9 protein-coding genes are annotated in these 12,528 nt (G+C 31.7%); 1 reads left to right on the plus strand and 8 read right to left on the minus strand.

Features of this window, described 5'->3' with window-relative positions; all coding sequences use genetic code 11:
* Positions 1 to 16 precede the first annotated feature (16 nt).
* The 5 genes from ACKTST_RS02895 to ACKTST_RS02915 form a co-directional block, all read right to left on the minus strand.
* Positions 17 to 1,630 carry an amidohydrolase gene (locus ACKTST_RS02895; RefSeq protein ID WP_408046297.1) on the minus strand — a complete coding sequence of 538 codons (1,614 nt, stop codon included), beginning with the start codon at positions 1,628 to 1,630 and terminating at the stop codon, positions 17 to 19.
* Positions 1,630 to 1,989, minus strand: coding sequence for a DoxX family protein (locus ACKTST_RS02900; protein ID WP_408046298.1), 360 nt, complete (start codon positions 1,987 to 1,989; stop codon positions 1,630 to 1,632). Before ACKTST_RS02900 ends, ACKTST_RS02895 begins: the two co-directional genes overlap by 1 nt.
* Positions 1,990 to 2,235: 246 nt before the next feature.
* A complete protein-coding gene (locus ACKTST_RS02905; protein WP_408046299.1) occupies positions 2,236 to 3,672 on the minus strand; it encodes a M20/M25/M40 family metallo-hydrolase in 1,437 nt (478 codons plus the stop codon).
* A gap of 52 nt (positions 3,673 to 3,724) precedes the next feature.
* Positions 3,725 to 5,506 (minus strand): TonB-dependent receptor, encoded by a 1,782-nt coding sequence (locus ACKTST_RS02910; RefSeq protein WP_408046300.1) that lies wholly within the window; start codon positions 5,504 to 5,506, stop codon positions 3,725 to 3,727.
* A 39-nt stretch (positions 5,507 to 5,545) separates the two neighbouring features.
* On the minus strand, positions 5,546 to 8,566 hold the full coding sequence (locus tag ACKTST_RS02915) for a tetratricopeptide repeat protein (RefSeq protein WP_408046301.1): 3,021 nt from the start codon (positions 8,564 to 8,566) through the stop codon (positions 5,546 to 5,548).
* Between the two features lie 125 nt (positions 8,567 to 8,691).
* On the opposite strand from ACKTST_RS02915, the gene ACKTST_RS02920 reads away from it, so the two are divergent.
* Positions 8,692 to 9,378 (plus strand): cell division ATP-binding protein FtsE, encoded by a 687-nt coding sequence (locus tag ACKTST_RS02920; protein WP_408046302.1) that lies wholly within the window; start codon positions 8,692 to 8,694, stop codon positions 9,376 to 9,378.
* Between the two features lie 206 nt (positions 9,379 to 9,584).
* On the opposite strand, the gene mdh is transcribed toward ACKTST_RS02920, so the two are convergent.
* The 3 genes from mdh to ACKTST_RS02935 all read right to left on the minus strand — a co-directional run bounded on the left by mdh (position 9,585) and on the right by ACKTST_RS02935 (position 12,509).
* Positions 9,585 to 10,511: a malate dehydrogenase gene (gene mdh / locus ACKTST_RS02925; protein WP_408046303.1), complete on the minus strand. Its 927-nt coding sequence runs from the start codon at positions 10,509 to 10,511 to the stop codon at positions 9,585 to 9,587.
* Between the two features lie 109 nt (positions 10,512 to 10,620).
* Entirely contained in the window at positions 10,621 to 11,379 is a 759-nt protein-coding gene (locus ACKTST_RS02930) for a hypothetical protein (RefSeq protein WP_408046304.1), read from the minus strand.
* Positions 11,380 to 11,489: 110 nt separating this feature from the next.
* Positions 11,490 to 12,509 (minus strand): DUF6588 family protein, encoded by a 1,020-nt coding sequence (locus tag ACKTST_RS02935; RefSeq protein ID WP_408046305.1) that lies wholly within the window; start codon positions 12,507 to 12,509, stop codon positions 11,490 to 11,492.
* Between the last annotated feature and the right edge of the window lie 19 nt (positions 12,510 to 12,528).

Raw genomic sequence — 12,528 nt, forward strand, 5'->3', positions numbered from 1 at the left:
CTCAAAAAGATGCAAACTAGTTCACTTTTTCTCCGTTAATATAGGTTTCTAAAACTTTTGTATGCGGAATTTGGTTGCCATCAATAGTCATAATATCTTTTTCAAGAATGATAAAATCAGCCACTTTTCCTACTTCAATACTTCCTTTTTCGGTTTCTTCAAAGTTGGCATAGGCATTCCAAATAGTCATACCTTTTAACGTGTTTTCTCTTGATAAAGCATTATTCATTTGAAATCCGTTTTTTGGAAATCCGTGTAAATCTTTTCGAATACTTGCCGCATAAAAAGTGTATAACGGACTTACATGTTCGATAGGGAAATCGGTTCCTAAAGCTACTTTTCCGTATTGTTTTAATAGATCATTATAGGCATACGCTCCTTTAATTCTCTCTGAGCCTACACGTTCTTCTGCCCAATACATATCTGATGTAGCATGTGTAGGTTGAATAGATGGTAACACATTTTTAAAGAAGTGAAAATCTTTTAGATCTACTACTTGAGCATGTTCTATTCGCCAACGACGATTTTCCTTATTTTTTAAAACTTTATCATACGTTTTCAGCATTACATAATTGGCAGAATCTCCAATAGCATGGGTATTCATTTGATATTCAGAATCTGCAATTCGTTTTACTAAGTTTTGCAAATCATCGTATGAATTCACCAATGCTCCAAAATGCCCCTTTTTATCAGAATATTCATCTTTTAAGGCTGCTCCACGTGAACCTAAAGCTCCATCAGCATATACTTTTACAGAGCGAACATGCAACCTGTCGGTTTTTATAACTCCTCTGTTTAGGTAATAATCTAGGTTTTCTTTGTTGTTTGAAATCATTGCATACACACGCATTTTTAAATCACTGGTTTGTTGTAAGCTATCAATAAGTTCAATAACTTCTTTATCTAAACCAGCATCATCAACCGTGGTTAAGCCTAAATCGAAACAGATTTCCTGAGCATCTTTTAACGCTTGAATTTGCTCCCTTTTTGATGGTTTTGGAACTTCAATAAAGTTCATGGCATTGTCAATCAACACACCGGTAAGTTTTCCATCTTTTGTGATGAATTCTCCTCCGTCAATTTTTGAATCAGTTGTAATTCCAGCTAATTCAATTGCTTTTTGGTTAACTAACATTGCGTGCCCGTCAATTCTGCGAATAGCAACAGGGGTGTTTGGGAAAATACTGTCTAGTTTTTCTTTTGTAGGAAATTCTTGCACCTCCCAATCGTTTTGATCCCAACCACGACCGGTGATAAAAGTGGTGTTTTTCTCTTTTTGAAAATCAACCAATCGTTGTAATACATCATCGTAACTTTTAGTGTCTACTAAATCAACTTTTTGCTGTTGTAAACCGAGTCCATAAAAATGACAATGTCCGTCAATAAAACCAGGGTATATCGGTTTGTTTTTTGCGTCAATCGTATTTGTAGCAGTATATTTTTCTTGGATTTCAGTAGTGCTTCCAACAGCTACAAACTTCCCGTCTTTGATGGCAAAACTTTCAACAGTATCAAACTTTTCGTTAACCGTATAAATTTTGGAGTTCATAACAATTAGATCAACTTTTTCTTTTTGATTACAAGAAAAAAGTAAACTGATTAATAGTAAGGGCAATATTATTTTTTTCATTAATACGTATAAATTAAATAGGCAATGTATAATAATAAAAATTGAAGAGGTACTCTTATAATGGCAATTTTTTTAGATCCAATAGCAGGTTTCTCTCTAAAAACATCCCAAATATGAATTGGTAAAAAAAACAACATTAATATAAACATTGCTAAAGCTGCTTGTTTAGTAGTTTGATTAATTAATAATCCAATACCAATTGCTAACTCTATTAAACCAGTTATATAATTTACTGCTAATTTTGGTAAGAAATCTGGAATAAAACGGTTGAAAATTTTAGGTTTTATGAGATGCATAACTCCTGCAAAAGCCAAAAATATTCCAAATATAATTCTTAATATGACTACTAAATAATACATAGTTGTTTTTTTTGATTTTTTTTCAGGATAAAGATATAACTAGATGTTTCTTTAGCTTTATTTTGTTCAATTTTATTTGATAAATACTTGCTGAACTTATTGTATAAAAAAACTAATAGAAAAGTGATAATTACATTAATAATTATTCTCTTTAATGTAAGTTTATTCTTTTTGTAACCTTCTTTGTGTGTTTTTTTAGTTTCAAAGTATTGGTTATTTAATTTTCTATTCATTTGTACAACCTTTTTAAGGCTTTAAAGGTTCATCGTTATACAAGTACTTATCCATTAAATACACAATACTAGCCATAGATGCGCTACCTAACTCTAATTCGCGTTTGTTTACTTTGTCAAACGTGTCGGTTGCTGCGTGATGGTAATCAAAGTAACGTTGAGAATCTGGACGATATCCTACCAAAGTAACATGCTCGTCTTTTAACGGACCAATATCAGCACCGCTTCCTCCAGCAGTAATATCGTGTAATCCGTAAGGAGCTAATAATTCTTTCCAACTTTGAAGTAATTTTCTGTTTTTATCATTGGCATCAATAGTAAAACCACGTGGTGTATGTCCACCAGCATCAGATTCTAAAGCGCCAATATGAATTTCACCATTTTCTTTTGCTAATCGAGCATATTCAGTAGCACCACGTAAACCGTTTTCTTCATTCATAAAAAATACAATTCTGATGGTGTTTTTTGGTTTGATGTTGTTTTTAATAAACAAATAAGCAACTTCCAACGATTGAACAATACCCGTACCGTCATCATGAGCGCCTTCACCTAAATCCCAAGAGTCTAAATGACCGCCAATAACCATAATTTTATCTGTATTTTCAATTCCTTTAATCTCACCAACTACATTGTGAGAAGGTGCATCTGGTAAGTTTTCACAACTTTGTTTGAAGTAAAATTCTAAATTAGGATTTTCTTTTAAGTGTTTGCTTAAATTTTCTGCCGCACGAGAACTGATAGCTGCAGCAGGAATATATTTTGAAGTTGGAATATCACCATATCCCATAGAGCCTGTATGTGGATAATCGTCAATTCCGTTTGTCATAGAGCGTACAATTACACCTTTTGCTCCAAATTTACCAACTATTGAAGCTCCTCCATAGCGTTGTCCTACACAACCACCATACGCCTGAAAAGTATTGATTAACGTATTATCGAAAGCACCGTTGAAAAATACAATTTTACCGTTTGCTTTATCTCCTAGGTTTTTAGCTTCATCAACGCTTTTTACTTCAATAATTTGAGCAGAAATTCCGTTTGAAGGAGTTGCAATTGAGCCTCCTAAAGCACAAATAGGAACGTTAATTTTTTCTCCGTTAAACTCATAATTAGCTACTTCTTTTTCACCACGAACCCAATGAGGAACCATTACAGGTTGTAACCAAACTGAATCTAAACCAACTTCTTTCATAAGTTGTTCTCCCCAAACAACAGATTTAGCAGCTCCTTCTGAACCTGATAAGCGACTTCCAATATTTTGGGTTAAATCGCGTAACCATTCATAAGACTGACCTTGGGTTAGCGCTGCGTTAAAAATATTTTTTATTTGAATAGAATCTTGCTTGTAGTTATCTGAAGCTTCTGAAATTGAAGCTTTTTTTGTAGGTTCTGTTTTACAAGAAAATAAGGTAATACCTGCAAAAGCAATAAATAATAGTTGATTTTTCATTTAGGGTATTAGTTTTTTAATACCCTAAATGTAAGTTTTATATTTTAATTTCTTAGAAAAGAGTATCAAACTTCCAGGTTAACCCCCCCATAGCTTGAAAACCTTGTACGTTAAAATTATTGAATCGCTGGTAACTATTGTTTAAAACATTGTTTAGGTTTAAAAATACCGAGAAAGAATCGTCAAAATGATAACCACCGTTAAAGTTTACATCAAAATAACTTTTTAAGTTAATCGGATTAAAAGTATTGGTAGGTAAAGCGTCGTAAACTCTTCCTTTTCTATTCCCTACAAAGTAGAGATTTGCGCCAGCAAACCATTTATTAGTTTTGTAAGTTCCAAAGATTTCTCCTTTTATTTTTGGGGTGTTCCAAGCTTCAGATTCGTTTGTTAAGGTAAATTTATTGAATTGACCGTTTGCACCGATTGTTAAGTTTTTAATTCCTTCAAAAGCAATTTCACCAAAAAAGGTCATTAATTTAATATCGTCGTATACAACTTGAAAAGAGTTTCCAAATTCATACCCGTAAAAAGTAAACCCGTTTGTTCCTGCAATGTTGGTTCCGTCTGATTTTGATTGATTCAGAACGAAAAATGGATTGTTTTCAATATCGGCATAACTTACTTTAGCATTGTAACTGAATTGATGGTTTAATTTACCTCTAATTCCTCCAAAAGCATCAAATTTCTTATTGGTTTGTCTCATGTCAAGTGTAGGAGAGAGGTATGGGTTTTCATCGGTAAACGATTGATACATATTTGTAGTTAAATCACCCGAAGAACCTATGTATACGTTGGCAAAATCTTTTACAACTGGATAAGAAATTTCTACATCAGGATAGATAAAGAAGTTGTTTTCACTACGCTGCGTATCCATAGAAAAATAACTTTTAGCACCTAATTGAATAGCTAAATCTTGGATGTTGAATTTATAGTTTGGATGAACACCAAAAATGATGAAATTATAATCGATAGGAGTTATAGCGTCGTAAGCATAAGCAAATGAACCCCCAACGTAATTTAGAGTTGTGTTTACAAATAAATCGTTTAATTGACGATGAAAATTAGTTAAATCAAACTTAAATTCTGCATCAGCATCGACTAAAAATTCTGCACTTTCAAAAGAATCAGAAAAGAAAGAAATAGCTCCGTTTGCCTCATTTAAAATTGATTCATCTGGTTTTATTTGCCCGAAAACTTTAAAGTGATTGTAGCTTTGAGCTTCTTCTATAGCGCTTACAGTTGCTTCGGTAAATGTTATATTGTTAGGTAAACCGTACCAATTGTATTTGTCTTTTTCAGCATCTAAACCAGCACTCCATTGAAAATAGCGTTCTTGTTGTGTGTAAGTAAGGTTTAAATCGATGTTGTAAAATGTACTGCTTAATTCGGTATCGGCAACAGGATCTGAAGACAAAATAAATTTTACATGCGCTCCTAATTCACTGTTGTAACTATCACTACGTCTCATATAACCTTCAAGAAAAGGAGAAAGTACATTACCAAAACCTACAGATAAATAATTTGGATATAATTTTTCTCTTTTTCCAAGGTCTACTTTTTTCATCGTTCCGCTTTTAGGAATAAAAGTAGAGGCCACAGGAACTGAAAAAATTTGGTATTCTAAATCTTTCTTTTGTGTTTCTTTCGTGTGTTCAATTACTGGTTTTTGTTTTATTTTAAAAGCATCGGTAATTTTAGGAACATACGAAGTTACAACGTTTACAACTTCGGTTTTTATAATGGTGTCTTTTGCTTTATTTGTGGCTTTTTTTTCTTGCGCATTTGCAAAGGCTATTACAAATAAAACAAGTAAACTTAAGTGCTTTTTCATCGATTTAATCATTTAACTTTCGTTTGTTGTTAACAAATTTTAGTTTTGGGTAGTTACTGATTCGTTTGTTTTTGCTTCTTTGTTTTTAATGGTACGAAGCTCGTTTTTAGCTTCTTCAATCACATCAGGATATTGAGTAAAGTTTTTGATAATATTCTCTAAAATATAAGTTGCTTGGTAAGCATCTTTTAAAGCATAATAGTTTTTTGCCATAATTATATAGCTTTTTACACCCCAATATTTGTATGATGAATAATTAGCAATTAAATCTTGTACTGCTTTGGTAGATGCTTCATACTCTTTGTTTTCGTTTAAAAAGAAAGCATTGTAGTATAAACATTCTGCTTTTAACTCACCTGTAGCTTTTTTACTAGCTTCGTTAAAATATTCTTCAGCAGTTAAGAAATCGTTGTTTTTAAAAGAAGAACGAGCTAAGATAATTTTAGCATCTTCAGCAATATTAGTGTCAATTTTACCTGTGGTTAAAACTTTTTCAGCATAGGTGATTGCGTTGTTATAATCATCCTTTTTGTAATACCCTTTCATTAAATTACTCTGCGCAAAAATGATGTTTTGTGGGTAGTTTGCTTCTTTTTCTAGTTGCTGAAGTACTAACATTCCGTTATTCCAGTCTTCTTTTTGAAGATAAATATTTGCAAGTTTTGTGAGAGATTCTTCAGAGAACTCACTTTTATTTTGTTTTGTTACATAGGTGTAATGCGGAATAGCTTCATTAAACTGTTTGGTGTTGTTGTATGATTGTGCTAAATAAAAATGAGCTTTTAAAGCGCTAATTCCGTTAGGAAATGCTTGTAAGTACTTGTTAAACCCTTCAATAGCTTTTTCGTTATTATTTTCTAAGAATTTATTTTCAGCAGATTGAAAAGTAGCATTGTCTAATTCGGCATCTGTAACATTAGCGAAACTTACATTTTTAACCCAAACAGCATATTCGTCAACCTTACCTATGTCAATATACACATTCTTAATGTTGGTAACCGCTTGTCTTGCTTCGTTAGAATTTGGGTGTTTGGCAACTACTTCTTTATATTTCTGAATAGCTTTGCTGTTGTTATTGTTGCTGTAATATAACAGCCCTTGACGTAGCAATACGCTCGGAACATAATTACTAGATGGGTATTTAGCCAACAAACGCTCATAAGCATCTTGTGCTTTTTTTGCGTTGTTGATAGTTGTATATGTTGTTGCTAATTGAAACAGCGCGTCGTCTTTTAACTGAGATTCTTCATAATCGTTAATAAGCGTGGTCAAGTTTTGAATTTTTACATCATTTTTTCCTAAAAATCCGTTACTTATTGCTGTTTGATATTGTGCATAATCTGCACCTACACCACCTTCTTGAATTACTTTGTTATACGCTTCGATAGCATTGGTGTAGCTTTTAGAAGCATAGAAAGAATCTCCCAAACGGTTGGAAGCATCGTCATTTAAATCGTTGTCATCTAACTTTTGTTCTAAAAATTGCTGAAAGTATTTTGCAGCATTTGGGTAACTCTTTAGTTTAAAATTCGTGTAACCAATTTGATAGTTTAGCATTTTAGCTTCTTCAATTTCATTGTCAGAAACTTTTAAGAAATTTTCTAAAGCATTTTGATAATCTCCTAAAGAATATTCTGTTTCAGCTAGCCAATAAGCGCCTTTATTACTTACTGTTGCATTTTCTGATTGCGTAGCATTTATAAAGAAAGGTTTAGCTTCTTCAATTTTATTTTCATTGAATAATTGAATTCCTCTGTACAAAGAAACTTCATTGACAATGCTTTTTGTTTCAGGGTTTTCTGAAGTGTTTAAGAAATCTAAAGCACCTTGGTAATCTTGTTGATGCAGATACGAAGTAACTAATAAATTACTAATTTCTGCAGTGTTTGGAGAAGTTGGATACTTAGCTAAAAAACCTTTTAAAACATCAGGAACACTTTCATATGGATTTCCTTCTTCATAACTCAATTTCGCATAATTTAACGATGAACTTTCAGCAATTTGAGGATCGAAATCCATTTCGCTAGCATTTTTAAAAGCATTTAACGCTTCGTGCTTTTTGTCTGATTTTAAATAACATTCACCTAAATGATAGTATGCATTTTGAGCGACTTTGTTATTTCCATCAATAATTTTATTAAAATTACTTACAGCTGTTTCATAATCTTTTTGTTGATAATAAGCATACCCTAAGTAGTAATAATCAGTGTTTGTCCAACGCCCATTTTTACCTTTATAAGCTTCTAAATACGGAATTGCTTTTTCATATTTTTTTAGATTGAAATAACTTTCGCCTACAATTTTAGAAATTTCTGAAATCTCTTTTTTGTCTTTTGAAGTTTCTAATAATTGTTCTCCAATTTGGATAGATTTATCAAACCTTCCAGCTTTAAAACTAATATCTAAAATGTAATAATTTGCTTTTGCTTGATAGGTTGCATCGTTAGCTAATTGACTTAAATTGTCTTCTGCTTCACCAAAATTTTCTTGTTTGTAGGCAATATATCCGTAGTAATAACGAGCATCGTTTCCGAAAATAGGATTTCCTAATAAGGTTTGAAAACGAGATTTAGCATCCGTTAAATAATTGGATACTAAAAGCGCATATCCCATTTTGTAATTAAGTTCATCTCGCTCTTGAGGACTTAATAATTTTTCATTTACTTTTTGATACCATTTTAATGAGTGGGCTGCTTTTCTATTCGCAAAATAATAATTCCCAACATTTAAAAAAGCTTTCTCTTTTTTGTTGTTATATGGATGGTTTTCTACAAAAGCCATAACTCTATCATCTGCATCGTCTTGTTGCAACTTAATGGCACACATTGCATCGTAATAATCCGCATCAGCTTTAAGATTGTGATGTTTGTTTAAATTTTGTGAAACATCACGAAAAAGTTCTTGCGAAGCAGCATATGCTTTGTTGTTGAATAAGCGCATCGCTTTATGAAAATTGGCTTGTAAATCAGTATTTATTGCTGATTCTTGCGCCATAACAACAGCAGAAAAGGTTAAAAAAAGAAATAAGAAGCAGCTTTTTTTAAAAAAATTAAATCTCATATATTTTAGTTATCTAGAAACTATAACGTTAGTTTTTTATTTTTGTTGGGAGACATTTAATCAAAAGTAAGAAATGTTATAGAATTACGTTATAAAATTTTAGATTTGTAAAAAACATATACTCCATGGAAAACCCTGTTTTGCACCTTGAAAATGCGGATATTTATCAACAAGACAATTTAGTATTGTCTAAAGTAAATTTTACCTTAAATAAAGGTGATTTTTATTATTTGATTGGAAAAACAGGAAGTGGAAAGAGTAGTTTGCTAAAAACACTGTATGGCGATATTCGTTTACAACGCGGTTTAGGAAGTATTGTAGATTTTGATTTGAAGAAAATTAAGGAAAAAGATATTCCGTTTTTACGAAGAAAATTAGGGATCGTTTTTCAAGATTTTAAGTTGTTGAATGATAGAAATGTTTTTGATAATTTAGAATTTGTTTTAAAAGCTACTGGTTGGAAGGATAAAGCTGAAATGAAAGAGAAAATTCATGAGGTTTTAGACAAGGTAGGAATGAAAGAAAAGTACTACAAACAAACTTTTGAGCTATCAGGAGGAGAGCAACAACGAGTTGCAATAGCAAGGGCATTGTTAAATGATCCTGAGTTAATTTTAGCCGATGAACCTACAGGAAATTTAGATCCTAAAACTTCACTGGAGGTTATGGAGTTATTGAATGAAATTCATCAAAGTGGAAAAACGATTTTGATGGCTACTCACGATTACCAATTAATCGTGAAATTCAAACAAAAAGTAATTAAATGTGAAGGAGGGGAGTTGTTTGAAGTAGTACAACAACAAACTGTCTAAAAAAAAAGGAAACCCACTCCAAAGAATGAAGTGGGAAAATTGCTATGAAAAACTATGAAAAGAAACACTACTAATGTTTCTCTTATATAAAGACGTTAAGATTCTTTAAATCTTACAGTAACTCAGTAACTTTAACATATTTTTATAAAAAAATCCTGAACAAATTAAATTGCTCAGGATTATAAAGAATTTTATAAGATTAACTTTTAGAAAGTTAATGCAGTGTTGTTGTTTTTAACTGCTTCAGCTGATGAAGTTAATGCTTCTTTTTCTTCAGCACTTAAGTTAATTTCAACGATTTTTTCAATTCCGTTTCTACCTAACACAGCAGGTACTCCGATACATAAGTCAGATAAACCGTATTCACCATCTAATAAAGCTGAACAAGGGAAAATCTTTTTGGTATCACATGCAATTGCTTGTACCATCCCAGATACAGCAGCACCTGGAGCATACCAAGCAGAAGTACCTAATAAACCTGTTAAAGTAGCTCCACCAACTTTAGTGTCTTGCTTAACTTGCTCTAATCTTTCTTCTGATAAGAATTCAGATACAGGAACAGAGTTACGAGTAGCTAAACGAGTTAAAGGCACCATTCCTTTATCAGAGTGTCCTCCGATAACCATTCCGTCTACATCAGAAATAGGAGCTCCTAAAGCTTCAGCTAAACGATATTTAAAACGAGCAGAATCTAATGCACCACCCATACCAATAATTCTGTTTTTTGGTAAATCTGTTGCTTTGTGAACTAAATATGTCATTGTATCCATTGGGTTAGATACAACGATGATAATAGTGTTAGGAGAATGCTCAACTAAGCTAGAAGCTACTGATTTTACAATTCCAGCATTGATTCCTAATAACTCATCACGAGACATTCCTGGTTTACGTGCAATACCAGAAGTAATTACACAAATATCTGAACCAGCAGTTTTGCTATAATCACCAGTAGTACCAGTAATTTTAGTGTCGAAACCATTTAAAGAAGCAGTTTGCATTAAATCCATTGCTTTACCTTCAGCAAAACCTTCTTTAATATCTACTAAAACAACTTCAGAAGCGAAATTTTTAATAGCAATGTACTCAGCACAACTAGCACCTACTGCACCTGCTCCTACAACTGTTACTTTCATTTTATATGTTTTTTATTGAAAATTATTAATAAGATGCACAAAAATAGCGATTTGGCTATGGATAAAAAAGAAAACCCACTGATATTTCAGTGGGTTTAACTGTAATTATTTATTCTTTTGATTTTAACTCGGTGTAGTCAAAAACATATTCACTAAAATGACGCCATTTTATATCACTCAAAGGGTGTTTCTTTTTAAATTCTTCAGAATCACCAAATAAAGTTTCATAATATTCTTTTAAGTTTTTCTTTTGAAGCCAAAACATTTTTCCGTCTTTTTTAACATAATAAGATTTTGCTAAACCACCGGCTACGTTTATTCCTGCGATACCTAACTTTGTTGTTTGCTTAGCAAAAGGATCACCATAAACTTGAATGTATTTAGAGAAAGGAGCATTTACTAGTTGCATTAAATATTCTTTTTCCTTCTTCTTGTTTTTTAGAGATACCATTTCATTTTTAAAGTAGATGTATCCTTGTTTCAAAACATCATTATCAAGATCAGAGCGTTCCCATTGTCTAGCGTCATAAACATGAGTTAATGTTTTTATCATTTTTTGGAAACCACTAGGAAATAAATACATTTCTTTTATTTGATCTGAATCAAATTTACGTTTTTTACCTGTAGTTTTATCTTTGATTTTTATATAATAAATTTGACCTTTTTTTCTGTCAATATCTTTTCGGTAACCTTCTGCTCTTGTACCATCTTTCAATATAATAATTGAAACTTTTTTTCCCGAGTAGCTATTATATACTTTAGAAAATAGGTCTTTTCCATTTGTAGATTTTTGTTTGGTGTCTTCTTTTTGACTGTAACTAAATAAGGTAGTTAATAAGAGGATTAATGAAAGAATTTTTGTTTTCATAACTTTTTAATGTTAAGAGGTTTGTGTTTATTAATTAGGTTCAAAAGTAGAAAAAAAATAGCTTTATTAATTTATAAAGCTATTTTTTATTAAGATTTTTTTTAGCAGTTTTACCTAAAACTAAAAGCAATACCAGCATTAATAGCGTTGTATTCTTGTAGAGTGTAATCGGCAAATATTTTAAAGAACCCTAAGCTTAATCGAGTACCTAATGTAGCTTTAAATCCACTGACATTAGATTCCAAATTTAAAGGGTTTGTTAATTCTCTAGTATTTAAAGAAGCATTATATGAAAGTGTATATTTACCAGTCATGTCTAATGAAGATGATCCACCAGTATATCCAACACCTCCGTAAACGTTAATTACAGGAAAGTTTAAAGAAGCGATAGCTTGTACAGTATATGAATTTAAATCAAAATTTATATTACCATTTTCGATATCTATATTATCGTTTGGATCTTCATCTACAATATTATAATCAACTCCCATTGTTGAATATGTAGCTAATAATGAAACATGTAAAGGTGTTTTGTCTAAAGGTCCAAACCAATCAGTAATTTCCTTTTTTAATCCAATACCAAAAAGACTTCCTTTAACGTCATCAGAACCTACTTTAGGAACATATCTTAAAATTACATCTGCTTTAAATGGTAGTCCCATACTTGCTTGAATAGCTGGAGCTGGAATTGCATTTAAAGGTAGATCTTCTTTAATACCCCCTGGCATTTCGAAAGTTCCAGTGTAGGTAATTCCACTTTCTTGAAAGGTTACAGTAGCTAGACTACCATCGTTTTCTGAACCAGCAAGAGTTGCTGAAGTAATATTTCCTCCTGGTTGATTGATTGATTTTAAATTAGATAGAGAAAACATTTCGTCTTTAGTAGGTACCATTGAGGCATTAAAACCTAAAGTAATGTCAAAACCAAATTTTTTATGAACTTTAGCGGTATGGTACCAACCATTATTCATGCCATAAATTAAACCTTTCATAGCAGGATTTATGTAGGCGTTAGTTAATCGATTTGTATCTTCTGAATCAGCAAATAAAATTCCTTCAGGTCCATCTTGGGCATTAATATTAAACGCTAATGAGAAAATAGTTAAAAGGGGTAAGATTATTTTTTTCATGTTACTAAGTTGTTATTAG

This window comes from Tenacibaculum crassostreae, assembly GCF_964512405.1.
GTDB classification, from domain to species: domain Bacteria; phylum Bacteroidota; class Bacteroidia; order Flavobacteriales; family Flavobacteriaceae; genus Polaribacter; species Polaribacter crassostreae.